The sequence below is a fragment of the Clostridium sp. BNL1100 genome, from assembly GCF_000244875.1.
GTDB lineage: Bacteria > Bacillota > Clostridia > Acetivibrionales > DSM-1351 > Ruminiclostridium.
Genome location: NC_016791.1, coordinates 2,608,314 through 2,634,696 on the forward strand (window position 1 = coordinate 2,608,314; position 26,383 = coordinate 2,634,696).

General features: G+C 36.9%; 19 protein-coding genes and 1 riboswitch. Of the genes, 4 read left to right on the top strand and 15 right to left on the bottom strand.

Annotated features, from left to right (window positions below):
- Positions 1 to 23: 23 nt before the first annotated feature.
- From CLO1100_RS11050 to CLO1100_RS11115, 14 genes are all read right to left on the bottom strand, one after another.
- Positions 24 to 4,304, bottom strand: a complete 4,281-nt coding sequence (locus CLO1100_RS11050; protein ID WP_014313831.1) for a 2-hydroxyacyl-CoA dehydratase — start codon at positions 4,302 to 4,304, stop codon at positions 24 to 26.
- A gap of 41 nt (positions 4,305 to 4,345) precedes the next feature.
- Positions 4,346 to 6,127 (bottom strand): aspartate--tRNA ligase, encoded by a 1,782-nt coding sequence (gene aspS, locus CLO1100_RS11055; RefSeq protein ID WP_014313832.1) that lies wholly within the window; start codon positions 6,125 to 6,127, stop codon positions 4,346 to 4,348.
- Between the two features lie 30 nt (positions 6,128 to 6,157).
- A complete protein-coding gene (gene hisS, locus CLO1100_RS11060; RefSeq protein WP_014313833.1) occupies positions 6,158 to 7,486 on the bottom strand; it encodes a histidine--tRNA ligase in 1,329 nt (442 codons plus the stop codon).
- Between the two features lie 388 nt (positions 7,487 to 7,874).
- Positions 7,875 to 9,368 carry a coproporphyrinogen dehydrogenase HemZ gene (hemZ, locus tag CLO1100_RS11065; protein WP_014313834.1) on the bottom strand — a complete coding sequence of 498 codons (1,494 nt, stop codon included), beginning with the start codon at positions 9,366 to 9,368 and terminating at the stop codon, positions 7,875 to 7,877.
- 12 nt (positions 9,369 to 9,380) lie between these two features.
- Positions 9,381 to 10,007, bottom strand: coding sequence for an MBL fold metallo-hydrolase (locus tag CLO1100_RS11070; protein ID WP_014313835.1), 627 nt, complete (start codon positions 10,005 to 10,007; stop codon positions 9,381 to 9,383).
- Between the two features lie 18 nt (positions 10,008 to 10,025).
- A complete protein-coding gene (dtd, locus tag CLO1100_RS11075; RefSeq protein WP_014313836.1) occupies positions 10,026 to 10,475 on the bottom strand; it encodes a D-aminoacyl-tRNA deacylase in 450 nt (149 codons plus the stop codon).
- A 19-nt stretch (positions 10,476 to 10,494) separates the two neighbouring features.
- On the bottom strand, positions 10,495 to 12,675 hold the full coding sequence (locus CLO1100_RS11080) for a bifunctional (p)ppGpp synthetase/guanosine-3',5'-bis(diphosphate) 3'-pyrophosphohydrolase (RefSeq protein WP_014313837.1): 2,181 nt from the start codon (positions 12,673 to 12,675) through the stop codon (positions 10,495 to 10,497).
- A gap of 53 nt (positions 12,676 to 12,728) precedes the next feature.
- Complete coding sequence (locus CLO1100_RS11085; protein ID WP_014313838.1) at positions 12,729 to 13,244, bottom strand: adenine phosphoribosyltransferase; 516 nt, start codon at positions 13,242 to 13,244, stop codon at positions 12,729 to 12,731.
- Positions 13,245 to 13,450: 206 nt separating this feature from the next.
- Positions 13,451 to 15,055 carry a carbohydrate-binding protein gene (locus CLO1100_RS11090; protein ID WP_014313839.1) on the bottom strand — a complete coding sequence of 535 codons (1,605 nt, stop codon included), beginning with the start codon at positions 15,053 to 15,055 and terminating at the stop codon, positions 13,451 to 13,453.
- Between the two features lie 501 nt (positions 15,056 to 15,556).
- Positions 15,557 to 17,287, bottom strand: coding sequence for a single-stranded-DNA-specific exonuclease RecJ (gene recJ, locus CLO1100_RS11095; protein WP_014313840.1), 1,731 nt, complete (start codon positions 17,285 to 17,287; stop codon positions 15,557 to 15,559).
- Between the two features lie 26 nt (positions 17,288 to 17,313).
- Positions 17,314 to 18,330 (bottom strand): DNA polymerase III subunit delta, encoded by a 1,017-nt coding sequence (gene holA, locus CLO1100_RS11100; RefSeq protein WP_014313841.1) that lies wholly within the window; start codon positions 18,328 to 18,330, stop codon positions 17,314 to 17,316.
- Positions 18,331 to 18,354: 24 nt separating this feature from the next.
- Positions 18,355 to 20,715, bottom strand: a complete 2,361-nt coding sequence (locus tag CLO1100_RS11105; RefSeq protein WP_014313842.1) for a DNA internalization-related competence protein ComEC/Rec2 — start codon at positions 20,713 to 20,715, stop codon at positions 18,355 to 18,357.
- A 137-nt stretch (positions 20,716 to 20,852) separates the two neighbouring features.
- Complete coding sequence (locus CLO1100_RS11110) at positions 20,853 to 21,743, bottom strand: NlpC/P60 family protein (RefSeq protein WP_014313843.1); 891 nt, start codon at positions 21,741 to 21,743, stop codon at positions 20,853 to 20,855.
- A 4-nt stretch (positions 21,744 to 21,747) separates the two neighbouring features.
- Positions 21,748 to 21,889: riboswitch (cyclic di-AMP (ydaO/yuaA leader) on the bottom strand.
- 91 nt (positions 21,890 to 21,980) lie between these two features.
- Positions 21,981 to 22,514 carry an N-acetyltransferase gene (locus tag CLO1100_RS11115; protein ID WP_014313844.1) on the bottom strand — a complete coding sequence of 178 codons (534 nt, stop codon included), beginning with the start codon at positions 22,512 to 22,514 and terminating at the stop codon, positions 21,981 to 21,983.
- A gap of 170 nt (positions 22,515 to 22,684) precedes the next feature.
- Between CLO1100_RS11115 and CLO1100_RS11120 the strand changes: the two genes are divergently transcribed.
- Entirely contained in the window at positions 22,685 to 22,912 is a 228-nt protein-coding gene (locus tag CLO1100_RS11120; protein ID WP_014313845.1) for a hypothetical protein, read from the top strand.
- On the opposite strand, the gene CLO1100_RS21245 is transcribed toward CLO1100_RS11120, so the two are convergent.
- Positions 22,909 to 23,064, bottom strand: coding sequence for an aspartyl-phosphate phosphatase Spo0E family protein (locus CLO1100_RS21245; RefSeq protein WP_041700222.1), 156 nt, complete (start codon positions 23,062 to 23,064; stop codon positions 22,909 to 22,911). The two genes, CLO1100_RS11120 and CLO1100_RS21245, sit on opposite strands and share 4 nt — an antisense overlap.
- Positions 23,065 to 23,257: 193 nt before the next feature.
- On the opposite strand from CLO1100_RS21245, the gene CLO1100_RS11130 reads away from it, so the two are divergent.
- From CLO1100_RS11130 to CLO1100_RS20825, 3 genes are all read left to right on the top strand, one after another.
- On the top strand, positions 23,258 to 23,728 hold the full coding sequence (locus CLO1100_RS11130; RefSeq protein ID WP_014313846.1) for a MarR family winged helix-turn-helix transcriptional regulator: 471 nt from the start codon (positions 23,258 to 23,260) through the stop codon (positions 23,726 to 23,728).
- Positions 23,729 to 23,839: 111 nt separating this feature from the next.
- Positions 23,840 to 26,053 carry a YhgE/Pip domain-containing protein gene (locus tag CLO1100_RS11135; protein WP_014313847.1) on the top strand — a complete coding sequence of 738 codons (2,214 nt, stop codon included), beginning with the start codon at positions 23,840 to 23,842 and terminating at the stop codon, positions 26,051 to 26,053.
- A gap of 164 nt (positions 26,054 to 26,217) precedes the next feature.
- Positions 26,218 to 26,367 carry a hypothetical protein gene (locus CLO1100_RS20825; protein WP_014313848.1) on the top strand — a complete coding sequence of 50 codons (150 nt, stop codon included), beginning with the start codon at positions 26,218 to 26,220 and terminating at the stop codon, positions 26,365 to 26,367.
- The last annotated feature ends 16 nt before the right edge of the window (positions 26,368 to 26,383 follow it).

Below are 26,383 nucleotides of genomic sequence, written 5' to 3' on the forward strand. Positions count from 1 at the left end.
TACATTTCTTTTATACTGAAATGCTACGCTTGCTTTTTCTCCTGTTCGGGATTCTGATAGCTTTCCTGCAAATCAGTCTCACCTCTCATGTTTTTAAATGCAACCGACATCATAAGCTTTATTCTGTTAAGTTGGTTAACTTCACTGGCACCCGGGTCATAGTCAACTGCAACAATGTTTGATTCAGGATATCTTCTTCTGAGTTCCTTAATCATACCTTTTCCCGTAACGTGGTTAGGAAGACAGGCGAATGGTTGCATACATATAATATTTCCGGCTCCGCTCTTAATCAGTTCAATCATCTCCGCCGTCAGGAACCATCCCTCCCCTGTCTGGTTTCCCAGAGAAAGAATCTCCGAAGCACTGTTTGCAAGATGATATATTGAGTGAGGTGCATCAAACCTCTTACTTTTGCGAAGGTATTTCTTTAAATGGCGTCTATACCACTCTATTCCGCTTATGGCAGCGTTGTTCACAACTTTACTCTTTAAGGAACCTGCCAGATGCTTACGCTTGAAGTTAGGCCCATATGCGCAGTAAAGGAAAAAGTCAATGAGGTCAGGCATTACCGCTTCTGCACCCTCTTTTTCCACAACATCAACTACATTATTGTTTGCATCAGGGTGGAATTTTACCAATATCTCACCTACCAGCCCAACCCTTGGTTTTACCTGATCACTAATTTCCAGTTCGTCAAAATCCTTAATAATTGCCTTTATATTCCGCTTAAAACTACCTTTTTTATCTTCATATATAGACTTCATACAGATATCTGCCCATTTTCTATACAGTTCGTTTGCAGAACCCGGTACCTTTTCATAAGGTCGAACCCTGTACAATACCCTCATCAGCAAATCTCCGTAAACAAGACCTTTTAAAGCAAGATCCAGAAGCTTCAATGAAATCTGAAATCCCGGCTGGTTTTCCATACCCAGTGCATTTAAAGATATAACCGGTATCTGTTTCATTCCTGCTTCTGCAAGGGCCTTTTTAAGGAAGCCTATATAATTTGTAGCACGGCAGCCTCCTCCTGTCTGAGTAATCAGTACGGAGGTGTTATCAAGATCATACTGTCCGGATTTTAGTGCATGTATAATCTGTCCAACAACAATAATAGACGGGTAGCACGCATCATTATTTACATATTTTAACCCATCCTCAATTGCATTATTATCAACATCCTGAAGCACGACGATATTATATCCTGCTTTTTTGAAAGCAGCCTCTACAAACTGAAAATGTACAGGTGACATCTGCGGTGCAAGGATAGTATGTGTCTTCCTCATTTCTTCGGTAAATACTTTTCTTTCAAAGCTGCCGGATTTATTCTGGTGTTTGACTGTTTTCTTATCTCTTTCCTCAATGGCAGCAACCAATGATCTGATTCTGATTTTAGCTGCTCCCAGATTGTTGCCCTCGTCTATTTTCAATACGGTATAGATTTCATCATTGGAGTGTAGTATCTCCTGAACCTGATCTGTTGTAACAGCATCAAGCCCGCATCCAAAGGAATTCAGCTGAATCATTTCAAGTTCCGGATGTTCCTTTACTACTGTTGCCGCTGCGTACAGACGTGAATGATATTTCCACTGGTCAACAACCCTAAGCGGTCTTTCTGTCTTTCCAAGGTGAGCCACAGAGTCCTCTGTAAGTACTGCAAATCCAAAGGATGTAATTATTTGAGGAATTCCATGGTGTATTTCGGGGTCCACATGATACGGTCTTCCTGCAAGCACTATACCCTTTTTGCCGGTATCCTGTAAATATTTAAGGGTTTCTTCACCTTTTTCCCTGACGTCTTCCCTAGCCTTTTCTTCTTCTGCCCATGCCTTTTCTACGGCCTGTTCAATTTCGGCTTTAGAGATACCTAACTCTTTGCCCAGTACTTGGAAAAGTCGTACCTTGAGTTTCTCCTTATCATCATACGGTAAAAATGGATTAAAGAATTTAACTCCGCTTGTGTGAAGTATGTCCATATTATTTTTAATTACTTCAGGATATGAAGTAACAATCGGACAGTTATAATGATTGTCAGCTTCCTCATCCTCAACCTTCTCATAAGGTAAAGAAGGATAAAATATATAGTTAACCTTTTGGTTTATAAGGCTCATTATATGACCATGTACAAGCTTAGCCGGGTAACAAACCGATTCCGAAGGCATAGTCTCAATACCCAGTTCATATATTTTCTTTGATGAACGAGGTGACAATACCACCTTAAATTTCAATTCATCAAAAAAAGTAAACCAGAACGGATAGTTCTCATACATGTTCAGAACACGCGGTATACCTACTGTTCCCCTACTGTGTTCAACATCGCTATTTTGCTTGTATCCGAATATCCTTTTATATTTGTAGTCATACAAATTCGGAAATTCCTGTGTTTTGCTTTCAATGCCTGCACCTCTTTCGCATCTGTTTCCGGATACAAATCTGTTTCCGTCACTGAATTGATTAATAGTAAGAAGACAGTTATTGCTGCAAAGTTTACATCTTTGAAGCTCAGTATCAAAGACAAAGTTTCCTATATTCTCCCTTGATAAAATGGTTGATTTGCCCCCGGTATACCGTTCTTTTGCTATAAGAGCAGCACCGAAAGCGCCCATTAATCCTGCTATATTAGGCCTTACAGCTTCTCTCTCCGATATGAGCTCAAAACTTCTTAGTACAGCATCATTGAGGAAGGTTCCTCCCTGTACGATTATTTTTTTTCCCATTTCCTTAGGGTCTCTTATTTTTATAACCTTCAAAAGTGCATTTTTAATTACGGAATACGATAAACCTGCTGATATATCTCCAACCTGAGCCCCTTCTTTTTGAGCCTGCTTAACTCTTGAATTCATAAATACGGTACACCTTGAACCGAGGTCAACAGGCTTTTCAGCCAATAATGCCTGCCGGGCAAAGTCTTCAACTGAAAAATTCAGTGACTTGGCAAAAGTCTCAATGAAAGACCCGCACCCCGAAGAACATGCCTCGTTAAGCATAATGCTGTCAATTACTCCATCTTTTATTTTAAGGCATTTCATATCCTGACCACCGATATCAAGTATAAAATCTACTCCCGGCAGAAAGAAATCTGCAGCCTTATAGTGTGCAATTGTCTCTATTTCTCCGATATCTACCCCTAACCCTGACTTTATCAATCCTTCACCGTAGCCTGTTACGGTGGAGTTAACAATCTTTGCGTCAGCAGGCAATTTGGAATAGATATCATTTAATATTTTAACAGATGAACTCAAAGGGCTTCCCTGATTGCTGCCGTAGAAGGAATAAAGAAGTTCGCCCTCATTATTAATTAAAACAGCCTTTGTTGTTGTGGAGCCGGCATCAATTCCGAGGAAGCAGTCTCCCTTGTAATTCTCAAGGGGTTTAACCGAAATTGACTGCTGCCCATGTCTGTTTCTGAATTCATCCAATTCTTCCTGCGAACTGAATAGGGGCTTTAAACGCTCAACCTCATGTACAGATATAGTATTTAAAACCGGTAATTTATTCTTTATTTCCTTAAAGGATGTTATTTTACATTTCTTTGAAGATAGAGCTGCACCCACTGCTACAAAAAGCTGTGAATTTTCGGGAAAAATAACTTGTTCCGGTTTCAAATTAAGTGTAATCTCAAACCTTTTTCTAAGCTCAGAGAGAAAATAAAGAGGACCTCCCAGAAACGCAATATTTCCGCTTATGGGTTTTCCGCATGCAAGCCCACTTATTGTCTGGGTTACTACAGACTGAAATATTGAAGCAGCTATGTCCTCCTTTGCAGCACCTTCATTAAGCAGCGGTTGTATATCTGTCTTAGCAAAAACACCGCACCTTGCCGCAATTGGATATATGACTCTGCTTTTTTTGGCAAATTCATTAAGCCCTGCTGCATCCGTCTGCAGTAAGGAGGCCATCTGGTCAATGAAAGCACCTGTACCACCTGCACAGGTACCATTCATCCTCTGTTCGAGTCCTCCTCGGAAATATGTGATTTTAGCATCTTCTCCACCTAATTCTATAGCTACATCTGTTTGAGGAATGACGGTTTGAATTGCTTCCGAACCTGCAATTACCTCTTGAATAAATTCAAGTCCCAACCACTGTGAAACCAGCAATCCACCGGATCCGGTTATCATCATCGTACATTCTTCCTGATAAAAATAATTACACATTTCATTCATTAATTCAAATATAGTTTTACGTATATCTGAATAATGTCTTTGATATTTTGAATATACCATTCTATTATCTTTATCCAGTACAGCCATTTTTACAGTGGTTGAACCAACATCTAACCCCACATGATATTTTTTCTTCATAATTAGCGACCTAATCTCTCCAAACTAGAATTTTAAATTGATTATTCTTTTGTTATATTTATATGCAATTCTTCCATCTGTTTTTCATCAACAACGTCTGGTGCATTTGACATAGGACATGATGCATTTTGTACCTTCGGAAAAGCTATTACGTCTCTGATGCTGTTTCTCTTTGCCATAAGCATTACTAGCCTGTCAAGACCAAATGCCATTCCACCGTGAGGCGGGGTTCCGTACTTAAATGCCTCCAGAAGGAAACCAAACTTCCTGTTAGCGTCCTCTTCTGAAAAACCAAGCATTTTAAACATCTTGGATTGTAATTCCTGTATATGAATTCTGATACTTCCTCCACCAAGCTCAACACCGTTTAAAACCATGTCATAAGCCTTTGCACGTACTCTCCCCGGGTCTGTATCCAAATATTCTAGGTCTTCATCCATTGGACTGGTAAAAGGATGGTGTTTTGCAGCCCATCTCTGTTCTTCCTCGTCATACTCGAAAAGCGGGAATTCAGTAACCCACAGGAACTTGAATTCATCCGGATTCAAAATATCGAGTTTTCTTGCAATTTCAAGTCTCAACTGACCCAGTGCATCAAAAACCACATTGTTCTTATCAGCTACAAAACATATCAAGTCTCCAGCCTCAGCTTGAGCCCTGTCTAGGATAGCCTTCATTTCATCCTCTGACATAAACTTGGCAAATGAGGATTTTATCTCGTTTTCCTGACTAATGGAAATCCATGCCATTCCTTTTGCCTTGTATGTCTTAACTACTTCTACCAATGCATCTATTTCTTTTCTGCTAAATTTTGCACAGCCCTTTGCATTTATCGCTCTAACACTGCCACCCATGGAAACCGCGTCGGTAAACACCTTAAAACCGCAATTTGCAACCATGTCTGACATATTTATCAGTTCCATTCCGAAACGGGTATCCGGCTTATCCGAACCAAACCTCTCCATAGCTTCCGCATAAGGCATTCTTATAAACGGAGTTTCAACATCTATATTCAAAGCTTCCTTAAAGGCTTTCTTTACAAATCCTTCATTTACCGTAAGAACATCATCAACATTCACGAATGACATTTCAATGTCTATCTGAGTGAATTCAGGCTGTCTGTCAGCTCTCAAATCTTCATCCCTGAAACATTTAGCAATCTGGAAATATCTGTCATAGCCTGATACCATTAATAACTGTTTGTATAACTGTGGGGACTGAGGTAATGCGAAAAACTTTCCGGGGTGAACTCTGCTGGGAACAAGATAATCTCTTGCACCTTCGGGTGTACTCTTTATCAATATAGGAGTTTCAATTTCCAGAAATCCGTTTTCATCGTAATAGTCTCTTGCCACTTTTGCAACTCTGTGTCTGAGTATAAGATTCCTTTGCATATCAGGTCTTCTTAAGTCCAAAAATCTGTATTTAAGACGTGTTTGTTCATTAACCTCTGAATTCTCCTCTATATACATAGGCGGTGTTTCAGAACTGCTGAGTATTCTCAACTCACTGGCAATAATCTCAATTTCTCCTGTGGCCATCTTTTTGTTTACTGCCTCTGGGGAACGGGCCGCAACAGTTCCTACGGTTGCTATTACAAACTCGCTTCTTATTGATTTAGCCTTGTCAAACATTTCTCCGTCTTTATCCGTAAAAACAAGCTGTACAATTCCGGTTCTGTCTCTTAAATCAATAAAAACTAAGCTTCCCAGATTTCTTTGTTTTTGAACCCAGCCCATTACCGTTACTTTCTCGCCTATATTTGAACTGCTCAGTTCTGTGCATTTATGACTTCTTTTCAAGCCATGTATTGATTCTCCCATGTGTTTATCCTCCCATCAGAATTTTTCTGATTATATGTTATCCTGTGCTTTTAGTTTTTCAATAATCTGTTCAACAGTCAAATCAGCCTGTTCCCCTGTTGCCATGTCCTTTAACTTATAAATACCCGATTTAACCTCATCTTCACCAACAACTATTACATAAGGTATACCCAGTTTATCGGCATATGAAAACTTCTTTCCTATTTTTCCTTCGTTAAAGTATATTTCAGCAGACACGCCTTCATCCCTTATTTTTGTTGCTATTTCCAAAGCATTTCCCATTGTTCCGTTCATTGGTATTACAAGTATCTTTGAAGGCGTGGCTCTTTTCATTTCCCCAAGGATTCCTGCTTCCCTCAGCTGATAAAACAGCCTTGAAAAACCTATGGAAATACCTACACCCGGCAATTTCTTTGTTGTATAATTTTGAGCAAGATTGTCATACCTTCCGCCTGAACATACACTGCCTATAGACGGATACTGGTTAAGAACAGTTTCGTAAACAGTACCCGTATAATAATCCAATCCCCTTGCAATAGTAAGGTCTATGGTATAATTAGCTGAAGGTACCTTGAAGGAATCTATGTAATTAACCACTAATTCCAGTTCGTCTATACCTTCATTAAACATTTCATTCTGAACATTCATTTCTCTAAGATGTTTTATTATGTCCCTGCAGCTGCCCTTGGTGCCCACAAATTCCAAAACTCTTTGAGACTTTTCCTTGGATAGTCCTATGTCTTCAAGCTCCTTTAAAACCCCTTCATTGCCTATCTTTTCAAGCTTATCTATGGTTCGTATGACTTCAGTTTTGTCTGATACCTGAAGTCCCTCAAAAAATCCGTTAAGTACCTTTCTGTTATTTATCCTGATAGTAAAATCATCAAATCCAAGTGCTTTAAAAGTTGAATATATAACGCTTAATATTTCAGCATCATTAATTACGCTGAGACTTTCATTTCCTATAATATCTATATCGCATTGATAAAACTCTCTGAATCTGCCCTTTTGTGGTTTCTCACCTCTGAAAACCTTGCCGATATGATACCTTTTGAAGGGAAATGTCAAATCACCAAAATGCTGTGACACATATCTGGCAAGCGGAACCGTAAGGTCAAATCTCAAGGATAAATCGTTATCTCCCTTATTAAACCTGTATACCTGCTTTTCTGTTTCACCGCCGCTTTTTGCCAGCAAAACTTCCGACTTCTCAATCATCGGTGTATCAAGAGGTATAAAACCGTACTTTTCATATGTTTTTTTAATGGTATCCAGCATATTGTTAAAAACAATCTGATCAACCGGCAACAATTCCATAAAACCCGGTAATATTGAAGGCGTAATTACTTCCTTTGCCATTTAAACAACTCCTATCATAAAAGTATAATACACTACCAATTATTAACACATTAATTAAAAATTAAAAAGAAATATGTAATTTCTAACGAAAGCATATCCACGAACAGTAAAAAACCTCCCGTATCCCAACAAGGGACGAGAGGAACTTCCCGTGGTGCCACCCTAATGATTCCAATATAGAACCCACTTAGATCCTTAACGCGGAAAACGGACGAATCATTCTCATCAGCCCGGAGCTATGCTCTAAAGGGTGTCTTTCAGTAGTCTTACTATAAGCTGCTCTCAGTCCATGACAGCTTTTCCCTTAATAGCAGTACTAATTACTCTTCCCTTTTAAGGCTACTTCCCTATTTACATACATATATTTTAGAATTTACATTTAAGCTTGTCAATATTTATTATTTTCTTCCATAAGAATGTTGGCTTTCCGTTCCAGCATTTCGTCAATTCTACCGATATATTCCTCAACACTCTTTACATTAAATGACCTTTCTATTCTATTCATTGGGAAAATTACCTTTGTAACAGCTCCTGCTCCGCAAGCGAGAATTGTCTGACGTTCTTCCATAATTTGTATATTGTACAAACATTCCATATGAGGCCGACTATATCCTACATTTTCCAGATTGCCAAGAATATTTTTCTGTCTGTAAAGGTAATACGGGTTAAGACCCATTTCTATTGCGCAGGCCCGGGCCATATCAACCATTACGGCAGAATCAACATACTGTGTTTCCAGACTGTAATTGTCCATTTCCCTTGTAAGCTGTGAAGCTCTTTTTATAGCCATTGTGTGAACTGTTAAACTGTCCGGGTTCAACTTTTTTATTTTACTTAAAGTTTCATCAAACATTTGAACGTCCTCTCCGGGTAGTCCGCAGATTAAATCCATATTTATATTGTCAAAACCCATATCCCTTGCAGCGTAAAAAGCCTTGGCCACATCTTCCGGTTTATGTAGTCGGCCTATTCTCACAAGGGTTTTTTCATTCATTGTCTGAGGATTTATGCTGATTCTCGATACCCGGCTATTTTTAATAACCTTAAGCTTTTCAATAGTTATGGTATCGGGACGGCCGGCCTCAAGGGTGTATTCTCTAAGGTATGTCATATCAATACACTCTTCTACCCCACTAAGGAGACGGCTAAGCTGCCGTTCGTTCAAAGAAGTAGGTGTCCCCCCTCCAATATACATACTTTCAACAACAAGTCCTTTTGCTCTCATAAGCTGTGCTGTATGCCTTATTTCTTTCAAAAGCGTATCTACATATACATCAACCATTTTTTTATATTGAGCTATCGTACTTGAACTAAAGGAACAATATAAACAGCGGGTTGGACAAAAAGGAATACCCATGTACAGTGATACGCTATTTCCCTTTGATTCTGTAAACAATTCCCTTTGATTAACTGCCACCTCATAAAGAAGCCTTGATTTATTCTCAGTTACAAAATAATCCTTGTGTAAAACAGAAAGAATATCGCTCTTTGCCATCTTCAGATCAATTAACTCGTTTACCAGTTTAACAGGCCTTATACCTGTCAGGATACCCCACGGAATAACCTTGCCGGTATATTGGGTTAGCAATAAAAACATCTTTCTCTTTAATATTCTTTTAAACTCTTTTACTTTAAGCTTATCCGGGGAATCAATTATACCTGTGCAGGGAAGGCTTATTATCTCGCTAAATTCTTTGTCCTTCAGACTGATATTGAAGAAGTCATTTCCGTCCTCGTAAGACATAAAACAGAAAAGAAATGCCCCGGAACACTCATCCCAAGGCTCATCGGCTTTCTTTATTTCGTTTTGAGTAAAAAATAATTTTATTACATCTTCAAGTTCATAATCAAAATATTTAGTCTTGTTATTGTAAATTAACATTTTATCCTCTTTTTACCATTGTATCGCATTTTTTATAGGATTGTTTCTTATTTCATCTATAATAGTTGTACTCCCACCATGCCCGGGATAAACTACGGTTTCACCATGCAGTACAAAAAGTTTCTCGACAATGGAGTTATAAATGTCAGAAAAATTACCGTTGGGTAAATCAACTCTTCCATATCCGTATTTAAACAGTGTGTCTCCTGAGAAAAGTATATCTTCAACCTGAATACAGATTGACCCGGCAGAATGGCCCGGAGTATGAATTATTTTAAACTCCAGTTCTCCGACTTTTATACTGGTTCCATCCCTAAGGATTTCATACTTGCTCTGAAAGGTTGATGGGGTGCCGGTAAATGCAGAAACATTGAATCTTGCATCCGTCATCGCCTGCTCATCATCAATATGGATGTAAACCATGGCATTTGTTTTCTGTACTATATCGTCAACATGTATTATATGGTCAATGTGCCCATGGGTAAGTATTATTTTTTTAATATTGGTATTAAGTTCTTTTTGTGCAGCAAGCACCTTGTCAGCGGGAACTCCTGCATCTATCAGCACTGCTTCATTTCCATTTCCAACAAGATAGGAAACCGAGTCAAATAAACCTCCGTTTATCGGTTTTACAAACATATGCCGAACCTCCGTCATCTAAAATTCCTTTTTACTGTCCAATAAAAGTGTAACCGGACCGTCATTGCTTATATCTACTAGCATATCAGCCTGAAAAATTCCTGTTTCGGTAACTACACCGGCTTCTCTGCACTTGTTTACAAAACGTTCGTACAGTTCTTTTGCAATCTCAGGCTTGGCAGCTTTGTCAAAACCGGGCCTTCTGCCTTTCCTGCAATCCCCGAAAAGTGTAAACTGTGATACAACCAGCAACTGCCCTTCTATATCTATCAGAGACTTATTCATTTTACCGTTTTCATCCTCAAAAATACGCAAATTCAGTATTTTATCTGATAGATATTCTATATCACGGTCGTCATCTTCCTTACCAACTCCAAGAAGAACCATAAGGCCTTGACCAATGTTTCCTGCAATTTTCTCACTTACAGTAACAGTTGATTTTTTTACTCTTTGAACAACTGCTCTCATTTACATACAAACCCCCGATTTATTGTTTATTTCTGGTTACATCAAATACGCTGTCTATTTTTCTCAATCTTTTAATTATTTTTTCAAGCTGCTCGGTGTTTGTTATCTCAAGTGTAAGAGTTATAACCGTAATCTGTTCCTTGGTAGTCCTTGCGTTTACTGCCTTTATAGGTATTTTTGCTTCTGTGATACAGTTGGTAACATCCAGTAAAAGAGAAGTCCTGTCATTAGCCATAAGTGTTATGTCTGCCTTATAGGCAACATCATTGGTAGTACGCCACTTAACGTCTATAAGCCTTTCTTCTTCCTCCTGATCAGCAGAAATATTTATACAGTCGCTTCTATGGACCGAAACACCTCTTCCTCTGGTTATATAACCTATTATCTCATCACCGGGAACAGGGTTGCAGCATCTTGATAAACGTACAAGACAATTGTCAATTCCCTTTACTACTACACCGCTTTCAAGTGTGTGCTTTTTCTTTCTGTCATTTTTAGTCTGGGCTATTGTTTCCAGTATTTCTTCCAATTCTTCAGGCTTAAGTGTCTTCTTGAATTCTTCCTTGAGCCTGGTTATAACCTTATTTGCCGTAATCGCTCCATACCCTACTCCGGCATATAAATCTTCCTGAGATGCAAAATTGTATTTTTTTAATACAATTTCAACCCACTCGGTTCTAAATAGCTGTGTATAGGACAAGCCCTGCTTTTTAAGCTCACGCTCAAGCATTTCCTTGCCCCTGATAATATTTTCTTCACGTTTTTCTTTTTTAAACCACTGATTTATCTTACTTTTTGCCTGACTGCTCTTAACAATTTTAAGCCAGTCCCTGCTGGGACCATGAATTGTTGATGACGTAAGAATGTCTATTATATCGCCGTTTTTCAGCTTGTAATCTATAGGCTCCATTTTACCGTTTATCTTGGCACCTATCATTTTGTTACCGATAGCACTGTGTATTGCATAGGCAAAGTCTACAGGCGTGGAGCCCACCGGAAGATTTATTACATCACCTTTTGGAGTAAATACAAATACCTCGTCAGTAAACAGGTCAATCTTAAGTGTTTCCATAAATTCGCTTTCGTCTCTGGTATCCTTCTGCCATTCCAAAAGCTGCCTGAGCCATGCAAATTTATTGTCGGAATCCTTTGCGTTGTTAATTCCTTCTTTATACTTCCAATGCGCCGCAATACCAACCTCTGCAACCCTGTGCATATCCCATGTTCTTATCTGAACCTCAAAAGGCTGCCCCTCAGGTCCAATCAATGTTGTATGTAAAGATTGGTACATGTTTGGCTTGGGCATGGCAATGTAATCCTTGAACCTGCCCGGCATTGGTTTATATAGCTCATGGACAAGCCCCAGCACTGCATAACAATCTTTTACAGAATTTACAATTATTCTGAAAGCAAATAAATCATATATTTGTTCCAGAGTCTTGTTCTGCTTTACCATCTTCCTGTAAATACTGTAGAAATGCTTTGGCCTTCCGTCTATCTGTGCGTTTTCTATTCCAAGTTCATTTGTTTTTTCACGTAGAGTATCAATGATTATTGTTATATATGCTTCTCTTTGTTTTCGTTTCGTATTAATTTTTTCAACAAGATCATAGTATCCCTTTGGATCAAGATATCTGAGACAAATATCTTCAAGCTCCCACTTAATTTTGGAAATACCAAGTCTATGCGCAAGGGGGGCGTATATCTCAAGGGTTTCTCTTGCTTTTTCAAGTTGTTTGTCCTGAGTCATGTACTTAAGGGTTCTCATATTATGAAGCCTGTCGGCAAGTTTTATCATAATAACCCTGATATCCTTGGCCATGGCCAAAAACATTTTACGAAGATTTTCAACCTGCTGCTCTTCTTTTGTAGTGAATGGGATCTTTCCCAGTTTGGTAACACCGTCCACCAATTCTGCTACTTCTTGTCCAAACTGAGCTTTCAGCTGATCGTAAGTACATGTTGTATCTTCAATGGTATCATGTAAAAGGGCAGCAACAAGAGCCGTACAATCCAATTCCATCTCGGCAAGAATTATAGCAACCTCAACCGGATGAATAATATATGGCTCTCCTGATATTCTCTGTTGACCCATATGTGCTGCTTTTGATACAGAGTATGCTTTTTCAAGCATCTCAAAGTTGCAGCCAGGGTCGTATTTTTTAACTTTCTCAACAAGTACTGAAAAGCTGTCTATCAATGTGTCCCTCCACCTGTCAAACGACTCCCGAATGAATTACATAATTAATCTTGTTAGAATTTTACTAAAGAATCAACTTTATAACCTTTGAGCTTATCTCTTCCATTCAGGGACATAAGCTCAATAAAGTATACTATTCCTGCAACCTCTCCTCCCAGCTTCTCAATAAGTTTAATATTAGCTTGAGTTGTTCCGCCGGTTGCAAGAAGATCGTCAACTATTAACACTCTCTGTCCCGGCTTGATTGCATCTGAGTGCATTTCGAGGACATCTTTTCCGTATTCCAGATCATATTCTTCACGTACGGTTTTATATGGGAGTTTTCCTTTCTTTCTGACAGGAACAAAGCCCTTATTCATGTGGTACGCTAGGGGTGCACCAAAAATAAATCCTCTTGACTCTGAACCTACAATAATATCAAAATCTCCCATCTTTTCCGCAAGTGTCCTGAATGTGTCCATACATGCTCTGAATGCTTCGGGGTCCTGAAGAACTGTTGTAATATCAATAAAATCGATTCCTTCCTTAGGAAAATCCATAACGTGTCTGAGTTTATCTTTAAAATTCATAGTAAACTCCTCTCATAAATAAATATTATATCATACATAAATATATTATAAATAAATAAATCCAAGGTTACAAGGTTGTATAAATTTACTGTAGGAAAATATTATTTTTTCTGTAAGTAAAAAAGGACTAAAACACAAGTATTATTTTATCATGTTTTAGTCCTTTTTGATTACCTCATGTTTTTTGCTTTTGCTGCATATTTTTTCTATTCAACCGGGAATTGCGTTCTTTTTCCAAGCAGATACTCTTTCAGAAGTACATAATCCAGTGCATCTATTGAACCGTTTCCGTCCAAGTCCGCAGCAGTGAGTCCATCGGGGGAAGGGAACTTTGTTATTGTTCCAAGAATGAACTGCTTCATAAGTGAAAAGTCAATTGCATTTATGTCTCCGCTTCCGTCCAAATCTCCATATACAATTTTATTTGCTTGAGTGCTAAATTTCCAATTATTTACATTAAATAAATACCCGCTTCCCCCTGTAAATTTCAGATATAGGTCGTGTACCCCTGTTGCACCGCTGACTGTACAGGATTTTGTTGCCCAAGTCTGCCAGCCTCCGGTTCCTGAGATGTTACAAGTTCCAACAAGTTTTCCATTAGCACTGTCAAGACGTATTTCTATATTGCCTCCACTGGTTGCTGATGCTACACTTGCATCGAATGACGTTGCACCGGTGGAACCAAAATCAACGCCTCTCACCTTTACCCAGTCTCCATTCTCAATATTGCAGACATCACGGCCACCTGAACTGCAATCCTCCGTATTTATACCGCTCTCCTGTGCCATGGTTTCTGCTTCATTAATAACATAAGGATTTACATACTTAAGTTGGGTAAGACCATCTGTTGTAATGTTAACCTTCTGCATAGTTCCGTCTGCGTTGTATGTTATTTTATCTATACAAACACTTCTCTGGTATGTTCTTGCATCACCGCTGGAAGCACCATTAGCTATGGCAACCGCTCTGTTGTGATAAGCTATATACCAGTTATTCTTAAATGAGAATATTGAGTGATGGTTATTATTACCCTCATTAGAAGGAGGGTTTGGCAATACGGTTCCTTTGTATTGGAATCCTGTCATTGGGTTGTCACTCATCATATAATCTATAGTAGCAGCTCCTTTTGAAAAATCGGTAGAATATGAGAAGTAATACTTTCCATTGTACTTGTGAAGCAATGAAGCCTCAAAGAAAATCGGTGCCACAATCTTTGATGCGGAACCGTTAATACTAATCATATCACTGTTAAGCTTAATTACCCTTGTATTCCCCTCGCCATTTCCGCCAAAATATAAATAAGCCTGTCCGTCATCGTCTACAAAAGCGGCCGGATCAAAGCACCAGAATCCGTTAGGGGGATTTACACCGGGAGTGCTTCCGGTTACAAGTGCTTTCCCCAGTGCATCCTTAAAAGGCCCGGAAGGACTGTCGCTTACTGCAACTCCTATTCCGCCGCCGCCATTTCCATAGTACATATAAAATTTATTATTCTTGGCTACAACTGATGGAGCCCATGACAATGAAGCCCAGCCGGATGCTTTAAAAACCTCTCCGTGATCCGTCCAGTTCTTTAAATCATTTGTAGATATACAAGTTATATCATTCATGATATAGCCCGGATTATTTGGATTGTACACATCGTGTGAACAGTATAAATACAGCCTTCCGTTGGCTTCGATACCAGTAGGATCAGCCGTATAGCGCTGGTAAAAAATCGGATAATCGGCGAACACGGTATTAATCCCTGAAATTGATACCAGTATACAAACCACAAGAAGAATTGACAATTTCTTAACTCTCTTAAACATAAAATAAGCCTCCTTAAAAATTTTTAAATTGGGGTTTAAAAATTGAAGCACTAAAATAGCTCCTATGTCACCTGTCTAACATAATGATGAGTTATTACTTACTTTACTGAATTTATTGACACAAATTAACGTAAATTTGGAGAAGTGTATAAATGATTCGATTTCTACATATTAACCTCCCTTCTTAATTTTTATAAATTAATTTTCGAACCAACGAGGCACTTTATTTGATTATCACTAATGCTACGACCGAACAATTTTTCTCAATAATTTGTAGGCATAATTTTTTAATAGGCAGGTGTAAAGAATAGGAGCAAGATGAAAAGATCGATTAGTAAATCTAATTTCAACTCATTATAAAATGTAAACTGTTTCCATCTCAATATAAATTCTTTTGACTTTGGTATAATAATTTTGTGACTCTTTATACTTGGGCAAAAAAAAATACAACAACTTTGTATTTTTTCTCAAAACCTTTTATTATTTATTTTTGTTAAGCTGTTACCTGTAATATTGTAAAACAAGTTGTACATTTCTATAACCATTATACTCATTAATATCAATGTTGAAAATCATATCCAGCTTTATTTTATTGGTGCGTCCTGCATAGATGTTTTGCAACTCTTCATTTCCAAACCTTTCAGCAACATATGAATCAAACTCATCAATATTTCCGAAATAAATGCAGTCGGCAAAACTGTTTCCGCCCTGCAATCTGAGCTTTAGTACTTTTCTTTCGTTTCCGAATACCCCGGCTCGCTTTACCGATATATTTTTTTCAGCAAACAGAGGTTTTGTGTTTCCTTTTCCGTATGGCTCCAAATAATATAATTCTTCTGCCGTCCTCAAATTTATTGCAGATAACGGTATATGTGCGTCAATATATATTTTAGGGATAAGGTCTTCATCTGTAAGTGTAGTAATACTGTTTACCCTTTCTCTTAAAATATCAACTTTGTCAGCGTCTAAACTGAATCCGGCCGCCATTGGATGTCCCCCGAATTTGGTAAACAGTTCCTTACATTTTAAAAGTTCCTCAAACATATTATATTCTTCTATAGAGCGACCCGAGCCTTTTACACAATTCTCACCCTTTGTAAGTATAAATGTGGGAACATTATATTTCTCTCTTACCTTTCCCGCAATGATACCAGCAATACTTTCATGAATTTCCGGCTTATATACTACCAAAACCCTGTCACCTTTTAAATCACTGTTTTCAATTGTTTCAATTGTCTCCTCCACACCTTTTACAGTCATGGATTTTCGTTCATTATTCAGTTCGTATAATTCAGCTGCCAAGACCTCTGCTTCCTGTTGGTCGTCAGTAAGGAGTAATTTCAGCCCCCTCATAGCCCAATCCAACCTTCCGGAGGCATTAATACACGGACCTAATATAAAACCAAGATGATAAACACCGATATTTTTTCCCAATATTCCGGTCTTTTGCAGAAGTGCGCTAAGTCCGATATTTTTTGTATCAGCTATAGCATTAAGCCCCTGTCTTACAAGAATCCTGTTTTCTTCTGTCAAATCAACTACATCACAAACAGTTGCAATTGCAACAAACTCATAAAACTCGCATTCCTCCTCCCGGGGAATACACATTTCCTCGTAAAGTACCTGTGTAAATTTAAACGCTACCCCCGCCCCGCAAAGTAGTTTAAACGGATACTGACATTCTGCCTGCTTCATATCTATAATTGCATCAGCTTCAGGAAGAATGTCAGGTACATCATGGTGGTCTGTAACTATTACTGTCATACCGGATTCTTTTGCATATTGTATCTGTTCTCTTGCTGCAATACCGTTATCACAGGTAATAATCGTGTCAATTCCGTCATTTAAAGCATTTTCAACCAAGCTGTTGCTTATACCGTATCCATCCAGTATCCTGTGAGGAATGGCATAGTCAACAGTTGCCCCGCACCTAGCCAAGGCTTTATATAATATATAAGTACTAACAACCCCATCAACATCGTAGTCGCCAATTATTCGTATTTTTTTATTTAGCTTGATTTTTTCTTTAACAATTGAAACGCCTTTCACAATATCCTTCATTAACTTTGGATGGTTTAAACCTTGCAAATCGGCCTTTATAAATTTTCTGGCATTATCTAAATCCTTTATACCTCTGTTTACTATAATCCTGCAAAGAAGTTCGCTGATTCCCAATTCCTTTGACATTTTCTTAAAGTCAAACTTAGGATTCTTTAGTATCCACTTTTGCAAATCCACCTGACCCCCATATATTAGTATTATTTCATTGAGGCTATGAGAAGCTCAATCGCCGTTCTATCAGTCATTTTTCCAGTTTTAATGGACTCATCCAGTTCAAGGCTATAATACATGGCCTTTTCCAAAATACCTATTTTCATATTTCTGCTTAATGCAAGAACTTTTGAGGCAACAAAAGGTGTTAATCCCATTTGCTTTGCTGCCGCATCCTCTCTCATGCCCTGTTGTTTGAGTAATTTCATTCTGTAAACCATTCTTATTTGTCTTACAATCATGTACATTATTTTCTGCATTGGTTCCTTCAAAGAAGCCATATCATTCAATAGTATCAGTGCTTTGGAAATGTTGCCTTCTGCTACGGCATCAGTTAAATCAAAAATTCTGCTTTTTATGGTTTTTGTACATACCGACTGAACATCATCAATGGAAATCTGCTGTTTATCCTCTGTAAAATTAACTATTTTGTCTATTTCGTTCAGTAGCTCTACCATAGAATATTCACTGTTCTCGACTATATACGATGCTGCAACATTATCTATGTTTTTTTTATGGCTTTTAAATACCTTAACAACCCATTTTACAAGGTCAGCAGGCTTCTGATAATTAAACTCAACAACAAGACCTTTTTTCTTTATAACATTTACCAGCTTAATTCTCTTGTCTACTTCCTGTTCCACAAAGATAAGACATGTATAGGGAGGCATATTTTCAATATAGTCTGCAAGTTTATTATTTTCTGATTTCTTATCAGAACCCTCGCCCCCACCTTTTTTTGACTTAAAAAAGCCGGAGTTCCTCGAAATTACAAGCTTTTTATCACTGAAAACAGGCATTGTCTCACAGTTTTCTATAAGAGTTTCAGTATCTTTTTTACCTTCAAGATATATATAATTTAAATCCTTTGTTTCTTCGTTAACAATCAGGTTGGCTATAGCATTCATATAATACTTTATAAGATAATCTTCCTGACCATAAAAGAGGTATACATTTTGCAGTTTATTTTCCTTTAATTCTTTTTTTAATATATCAAAACTCATATTCTTCCTCTTTTTATTATATTTTTAAGGTAGCATTGTTCTAATGTTAAACCCATTTCCATAGCTGGTTGCAATAACTGCTCCGTTTTCGTCTGTCCTAAAAAGTTTTGTTCCATTCTCTTGAAATGTATCAATAACAAATTGGCTTGGATGGCCGAAATTGTTTCGCCCTACTGAAACAACCCCATATTCCGGCTTGACCGCCTTTATGTAATCGTTGCTTGAGGAGCCTGGAGAACCGTGATGCCCTACTTTTATTATGTCCGCTTTTAAATCCAGACCTTGTTTTAACATTCTCTCCTCTGACGGAATCCCACTGTCCCCTGTAAACAAAACTTTTACATTCTTATAAACTAATTTTAACACTAATGAGCTTTCATTCAAATCCTCTTGGGCAATGCTGTCTATTTTATAAGAGAGCGGGTTTAATACTTCAAATATCGTTTCGTTATCAAGGTTTATTCTATCTCCTTGCTTACATTTGATTACTGAAATATTTTTTTCCTTACAGATACTATTTACTTTCTCCAATCCTCGTCCATCAGTTTCAGGTACAATTACTGTCCCTACAGACAGCTCTCTGAGCACTGCCTCAAGTCCCTCCGTATGGTCAGAGTGTCCGTGGGACGCAATAACAATATCAACTTTTTTCGTACCCCTATCAAGAATATATGGTACCATAACTGACTCACCTATATCAAACTCGGATTTCGAATTTGCTTCACGTCCGCCTCCGTCAATAAGTATTTTTGTACCATGAGCTGTTCTTATAAATGTGCTGTCACCTTGTCCAACATCTAAATAAGTTATTTCAAGTGGCTTAGGTATTAGCGACTTAGCCCCGAATATAATAATTATTAAAATAATAATTGCTCTTTTCAGATGTTTTGTGTATTTTTTAGCCTGAAAATAATTTCTGCCTTTAAATATATAAATTATAAATAAGTAGTAAAATAAAACCATTCCAAATGTTGGGGTAGGTAATTTTAACAATGAAAATGGTATTTTAGAAGTTACTTCTGTAACAAACAATATGAAGGACAGAAATGTGTTATTGATATACCCGATAATAACCGCCAGGTATATATTAAGTAAACCTGCAAAAACCATAATAAAACCTATTATTGTTACAAATTCAACCAAGGGCACAACGAGGATATTAGAAATAATGGAGAATGTTGAAAAATTGTTAAAATAATATAAGGTAACAGGTATAACTCCTAACTGTGCTGCAATTGTTGCTGCAAGAGTATCTGAAATCACGTTGGGGATATATTTGTACTCAGTGAAGGATTTAATTTGCGGATAAAACATGACAAGTGACAGTGTTGCACCGAATGAAAGCTGGAATCCTATATCAAATAGTGTATAGGGATTGATTATTAGTAAAATAAGTGCTGAGGCTGAAATACTTGTATATATATCGGGTTCCCGCATTATGATTCTTCCTGTCAGTATTATTATTCCCATAATAACAGCCCTGACTACCGAAGCTGAAAAACCCGTAACAAATACAAATAATATAAGTATAAAAATAGTAATTATATTTGCTTTTAAACTGCTCAATCTCAACTTTTTGAAAATAAAAGTAAATGGCAGAATTATAAATGCGACATTCATTCCTGAGGCTACCATGATGTGGCTAAGTCCGGCTTTACTGAATGCTGTAAAGGCATTTTCATCCAAGCCGTCCTTATATCCGATGAGCATACCTTCCAGCAGTCCTGCCTGATTTTTATCAAGAGAATAACTGATTATGTCAACAACTTTATTTTTAATCGCATATCCTATTCTATATAAGTAGCCTCCTCCTTTTTGACCGGAAACTTGAATATCTGATGCACCATGTAAATATATCCGTCCTGAAATCCCTATTGATGCCAGATATCTTCTATAATCAAATCCTGCCGGATTAGTTGCAGGCTTTGGCTTTTCAACAACCCCTGTAAAACCGATTTTTGTTCTGTAGCCTATTTTTATGTTAATATTGTTTACATAAACCAGTATCCTGTTTTTAACCTTGACGGTCTTATTTTTATAAACTACAGATTCTGTTTTTAGAACAAAATTTGACTTGCCGTCTTCCGAATTCTGTATTTCACTATCAATAAAACCCTTTACTTCTACAGGAATACCGTAATATTGATTAAAGCTTCCAATATAGCGATATTCTGCATTATAGAAAAGCATTCCGCCTGCTATAAAAAAAGAAAGCAAGATAAAAATTATAGTTTTTAAATTTCCGAGTTTTTTAAGAAGACAGATTATAGCTAACATCATTATAGAAGAAATTATAAGAAAACGATTCAATCCAATGCTGTTTATAAGTAGTATCCCTAAAATAAAGGACACAGCGAAAAGACAGAGCGGTCTTTTGATATTCAAAACAACCTCCATATTAAGTTTATAGTAAACTAGAAATTATGAATTTTCAAAGATAAAAAATGAAAGTTAAGAATTAAAAGTTGACATAGACCACAAAAACGTCTTATAAAAGACGTTTTTGTGGTCTATGATAAGATTTAAATTACTCTTTTTGCACCAATGTAAGTTCCCCGGTATTCAGATAAACTCTGAATAAGCACTTTTCCATTGGAAGTTGATGCATGAATAAATTGGTTGTTACCTAAGTAAATACCTACATGGTCTATAGCACCAGCTGATTTTCTGGAAGATGCATCAAAGAACAACAAGTCTCCAGCCCTTAAAGCTGTCTTAGAAACCCTTGTGCCATTTGAATACATGCTTGATGCTGAGCTGTTGAGGCTAACGCCAAAGTTCTTATATACGTAGCCGACATAGCCAGAGCAATCAAAGCCGCTTGGACTTTTCCCACCATAAACATACCTTACACCAATAAACTTCTTTGCATATGCAATTACCCTGCCAACCAGAGAATCATCCTCTTCGCTGACAAATGTTGCAGCTTCCGTAGAACGGGAAGTTTTTGTTGAATTCGCCGCTGAAGAAACAAATTTCTTTGAAACGTATCCAACCTTTGAACCTACTTTAACCTTGTGCCATTCAGTAAGTGTATCCAGTATTTGTACATCGGTTCCTTCTTTTAGAGAACTAATTACTTTGCTGCTTGTACTGGCACTTTCTCTGAAATTGACACCATTAGCATTAATACTTCCTTTTGTGGTAAGAACCTTTATGTAGTCACTGTTTACCCAACCGGTCTTTCCATCAAAAGAAATCTTGTACCAACCGCTAGACTTATCAAGCACTGAAACTCTCTTATTGGAAAGTTTAGTGATGACACTTGCTGAAGTATTTGGGTCTTTTCTTACATTGACGCCAGTACCCTGAATCTGGGCTGACTGCGAAGCAGCCATTGCAGCAGAGCATACTAACACAAGTGAAAAGGCGAAAATACAACCGACAAGTACCTTGGTAATCTTACCTGTCATTGGCCCCTCCTATAGTAGCGCTTCCGAAGTTAGCTGACGGGCTCGGGCAATAGGACCTCCCTACCATTCATTAAATAATAAAGAATGGATTAACCCCAAATCTTGGTTCCTCCGTACCTCTTTCGAGGATTCAGCTTATTAATTTCGTTATTATTATATTTAATTTATTACAGTTTGTCAAACTTTTAGTAATAAAACAGCAATTTTTTGGTAATATTTTTGTAATATTAATGATTTTTACACTTTCTTCCACATGATCAGAGCATGTTCAGTTATTTTTTGTAAATCATAAAACGTGTCAAATTCATATTCGGTATAACCACACTTTTCCCAGAATTTTATACCGGATGTATTATTTTTGCTTACCGAAAGACAAACAGTATTCACATTGTATGATTGCTTAAAATAACTTTCGAGAATACTAATGACTTTTTTACCATAACCTTTGGATTGGTATGGCAAGTCAATAGCTATTGAATTTAACCAGAGTATATTTTCCTCAACAGACAACGAACCTTTGACCAGACCTATAGACTTGTCGATAATAAAAGAATCCTTTTTTTCAAGAAAAATATCCAAAAAGAATACATTATTCTGAGATATAAACTTAAAAAGCTGACTGGAAAATACATCATAGCTTATAAAACTATAAACACCGGTTGCATATTTAAAGCCGTCTGTATTTTCGTAAATTGAATATATATTTTCAATACTTCCGTAGCTAATATTTTTTAAATGCAAATCATCATTCAATATATCTATCTTTAGCATATTACCATATCCTTACTGAACAAAAAGGTATTGATACAAAGAATTATACCAAATAATTGCAGTATTAAGAACAGCATATATTAGGAAATATTTGACACATAATATAAATAGCTTTATTTTTATTATATAAGCAATATAAACATTTTACAAAAGACAGAGAGGAACTAAAAATGTGTAAGGTATTTAACGAGCAATTATTTGAATGTTCTTTTATAACTCTTAAACTGTTACTGGAAGTGTTTAAAAAAAATCTAATAGATATAACTGATTTTAAGAGCAATACCGAACTTAAAATCAGTTATATCCAAAGTAACCTTAAGCATATAAATCAAATTGAAAGAAGGTCATTTATTGAATGTGTAATTCATGAATGTATTGAAATTAATCGCAGTTGCTAATTAAAACTGTAAAATTGCAAAATTAAGTCATCTAATCTTTTACTGATTCTAAGAATGTCGTGTTTCGCCCATGGTTCATTATCCAACAAATCATAAAGCTGCTGCTTAAGACACTCGACTTCTTTGTTAAGTGTATAAATATTTGTTTGCATTATGTAACCCCACTTCTTTTCTTTGGTAAAATATATACTTATTTTACCATTATTTTGTATTCAAGTAAATACATATCCTAAAATTTGTAAGTCCTTGTTGATTTTTTTGCTAAAAGCAGTTTACTTTTTAATCGTTCAGTAGTATATTAAAATAAAATAGTTTGAAATTCAAATTAAGTGAGGATTAAAGACCATGAACTCAGAAACAGAAAATAGTTTACTTATTGTGGATGAACTATTTAGAAAGCTTTTTGATAAGTACAATAAACTTGAGAGTAAAAAATTTTTTAGTAAAACTCTTGATGATCTTACTGTTATCGAAATTAATACAATAGTTGTTATAGGTCACGGTGAAGAAGATAAGAAGATGTCAGAGATTGCAAATACTTTGGGCGTCACCTTTGGTACTCCTACTGTAACTGTTGACAGGCTTATTAAAAAAGGTTATGTAATAAGAAGGCGTGACAAGGAAGACAGAAGGCAAGTTTTTATTTCTCTTTCTGAAACCGGGAAAGATGTTTTTGAATCTATTATTATTATTAGGAATATACTTGCTGAAAAAATATACGGTATCCTTAGTGAGGACGATAGAAAGGCCCTAATTAATATACTTTCATCACTTAATTCACACTTTGATGATATTTTTTGCTTCAAAAATAAGTAGTTTTTTTTTGTCGAAATACTTTGAATTTCAAATTATTTAAATTTACAATATTCGAGGTGGTGAAGTAAAAATAAAATGAACATCTATCCAGAAAAAAAGGAGGTAAAAATTATGCAAACACTGAAAAAGTACAAGAAATTTGCCGTAGTCATTGCAGTTATTTTAATTCCATTGGTCTACAGTTTTTTCTATCTTGATGCCTTTTGGGATCCATACAGCAAACTTGATAAACTTCCTGTAGCCGTAGTAAATCAAGATAATGGAGCAACTATCGGCGGTGAAAACAGAAATCTGGGAAAAGAAATTACAGACAATCTAAAAACCGATAAAAATCTTAAATGGGTTGTTACATCAGAATCTGATGCAAAGGACGGTGTAGAGAACAGAAGGTATTACGCAATGATTAATATACCTGGTGATTTCTCCAAAGATATTTCTTCGGCAGCCGACAGCGATAAAACTCAAGGTAATTTAACATATACTGTTAATGAGAAAAGAAATTATCTTGCAAGTCAAGTCCTAAGCAGGGTTACATTAGAGTTTAAGGATAAAGTCTCCAAGTCTGTTTCCGAAGAAATCGTCGGAACCCTTTTAGATCAGATAAAAGATCTTCCTAATAGTCTCAAGGAACTTGATAATGGCTTAAAGGAAATAAAAGACGGAGCTGAACTACTCTACGACAGCAATGGTAAAATTGTAAAAGGTCAGAAAAAATTTAATGACGGTGTTAATAAGCTTAACAACGGACTCTCAGAAGCCAATAACGGTTCTACTACTCTGTCAAAAGGTTCAAAACAACTCAGCGACGGTGCAGAACTGTTCTACAAGAGTTTATCAGGCGGTTCCGATAAAATAACCGGTTTGGTTAGCGGTTCCAATGCTTTTATGTCAGGTCTGTCAAATCTGAATTCAGGTTTAAATCAGCTAAATTCAGGCATTGCTATAGCTGCTCCCCAGATATCTCAACTGACTAAAGGTAGCTCTGACTTAAACAGCGGAGTACAGTCTTATACATCAGGTGTTGACAAGTATATTGAATCGGTAAACAAGGTTTCTCAGGCTCAATCTGTTTTAGCAAGCTCTATTCAGAAGTATGTGGCAACCCATCCGGAAGCCTTGACAGACCCGAATTTCAAGGCTGTAATCGCTACTCTGGAGGCCTCAAATTCTGTTCCTGAACAGCTCAAAGCTGGCGGAGAACAATTATCTTCTTCTGGAAAACAACTTGCTGAGGGTTCAGGTAAAGTTGCAGGCGGAGTTTCCCAGTTGGCTATACAATTGGGTTCTGTAACGGAAGGTATAAATAAACTTACTGCAGGATCAAACAAATTGAATAAATCATATCCAATGATTAACAAAGGTATCCTTGATACTGCTTCTAGTATCAAAACTGCCTCTGATAAATCCAAGGAGCTTGCTTCAGGTGCTTCATCAGTTAATGAAGGAGTCGCAAAACTTTCAAGCGGTGTTTCTGCACTTGCAGCTGGTAGCGAGGAATTGTTAAAGAATTCTGGTGTTATCCTTGACGGTGAAACAAAGATTCAGGATGGTTTAGGCAAACTTAAGGATGGAGTAACAGCAGCCAGCAGTGGTGTATCCTCTTCCCTTCTAAAGGCTGACGGTAAATTAAACGGTACAGACGGCTTAAAGGAATATGCAGCAGACCCTGTTAAAATTACAGAAAAGAAGGTTTACGGTATTCCTGACTATGGTACAGCCTTTACACCTTATTTTGTATCTCTGTCCCTTTGGGTTGGTGCATTGCTGATGTTCTTTGCAATTTATCTGGATGAGGAAGTAAGATTCCGCAGGTTTTCTTCCGAATCTAAAGGCTATATGAGATTTTTTGCATATACTTTCATAGGCATTGCCCAAGCTCTTGTCTTAGACATTGTTATTTTAAAAGGTTTGCACTTGGAAGTTGCTAATATGGGACTTTTTGTACTGACAAGTATCATAATTTCATTGTCATTTACATCTATAATGAGATTTTTACTTGTACAATTAAGGGATGTGGGCAAGTTCATTGCAATTCTGCTTTTGATATTACAGCTTACTTCCTGCGGAGGAACCTTCCCGATGGAACTTGTTCCACGCTTCTTCAATGTGCTTAATCCGTTTATGCCAATGACATATTCAGTTAATGCATTGAGAGAAGTAATTTCAGGTATTAATGATGGATTCCTGGCACAGAACCTGATTGTTTTAGTTGCTATAATGGCAGGTTTCCTTATATTGAACCTTATAGTATCAAAGCTGAGGTTTGGAAGCATTTCTTCTGATTCTGATGATTTTGTTAAAATATCCGAAGAAGTTTCAGCTTAAATAAAATAAATTTATAATAATTTACAAAATCCGTAAACTGACATAGTTTTTGAACTGTGTCAGTTTTTTATTGGAAGCATATCTTTGCTGTTTTTCTAGCAAAATATTATTAAAGGTATTCACATTATTTTATAGCCATAATTTGGCAGACGGAGGTATAAGCTATGAGAAACAGGAAAATAGACGATGACTCGCTTTTAACCGTTTTTGAGCGAATTATAAATAGTATTCCAATAAGATTTCAAAGTAACACCAGGGAGAATTCATATGATGACAGTAAAATGTCTGAGGATGATATCGAAAAATTCCGATAAACTGTTAATTTTAAGA

Bases quoted from the DNA above. Each gene is read 5' to 3' on its own strand.
- CLO1100_RS11050 (WP_014313831.1), bottom strand. From the start codon at position 4,304: ATGAAGAAAAAATATCATGTGGGGTTAGATGTTGGTTCAACCACTGTA.
- aspS (WP_014313832.1), bottom strand. From the start codon at position 6,127: ATGGGAGAATCAATACATGGCTTGAAAAGAAGTCATAAATGCACAGAA.
- hisS (WP_014313833.1), bottom strand. From the start codon at position 7,486: ATGGCAAAGGAAGTAATTACGCCTTCAATATTACCGGGTTTTATGGAA.
- hemZ (WP_014313834.1), bottom strand. From the start codon at position 9,368: ATGTTAATTTACAATAACAAGACTAAATATTTTGATTATGAACTTGAA.
- CLO1100_RS11070 (WP_014313835.1), bottom strand. From the start codon at position 10,007: ATGTTTGTAAAACCGATAAACGGAGGTTTATTTGACTCGGTTTCCTAT.
- dtd (WP_014313836.1), bottom strand. From the start codon at position 10,475: ATGAGAGCAGTTGTTCAAAGAGTAAAAAAATCAACTGTTACTGTAAGT.
- CLO1100_RS11085 (WP_014313838.1), bottom strand. From the start codon at position 13,244: ATGAATTTTAAAGATAAACTCAGACACGTTATGGATTTTCCTAAGGAA.
- CLO1100_RS11090 (WP_014313839.1), bottom strand. From the start codon at position 15,055: ATGTTTAAGAGAGTTAAGAAATTGTCAATTCTTCTTGTGGTTTGTATA.
- holA (WP_014313841.1), bottom strand. From the start codon at position 18,330: ATGAGTTTTGATATATTAAAAAAAGAATTAAAGGAAAATAAACTGCAA.
- CLO1100_RS11110 (WP_014313843.1), bottom strand. From the start codon at position 21,743: ATGACAGGTAAGATTACCAAGGTACTTGTCGGTTGTATTTTCGCCTTT.
- CLO1100_RS11115 (WP_014313844.1), bottom strand. From the start codon at position 22,514: ATGCTAAAGATAGATATATTGAATGATGATTTGCATTTAAAAAATATT.
- CLO1100_RS11120 (WP_014313845.1), top strand. From the start codon at position 22,685: ATGTGTAAGGTATTTAACGAGCAATTATTTGAATGTTCTTTTATAACT.
- CLO1100_RS21245 (WP_041700222.1), bottom strand. From the start codon at position 23,064: ATGCAAACAAATATTTATACACTTAACAAAGAAGTCGAGTGTCTTAAG.
- CLO1100_RS11130 (WP_014313846.1), top strand. From the start codon at position 23,258: ATGAACTCAGAAACAGAAAATAGTTTACTTATTGTGGATGAACTATTT.
- CLO1100_RS11135 (WP_014313847.1), top strand. From the start codon at position 23,840: ATGCAAACACTGAAAAAGTACAAGAAATTTGCCGTAGTCATTGCAGTT.
- CLO1100_RS20825 (WP_014313848.1), top strand. From the start codon at position 26,218: ATGAGAAACAGGAAAATAGACGATGACTCGCTTTTAACCGTTTTTGAG.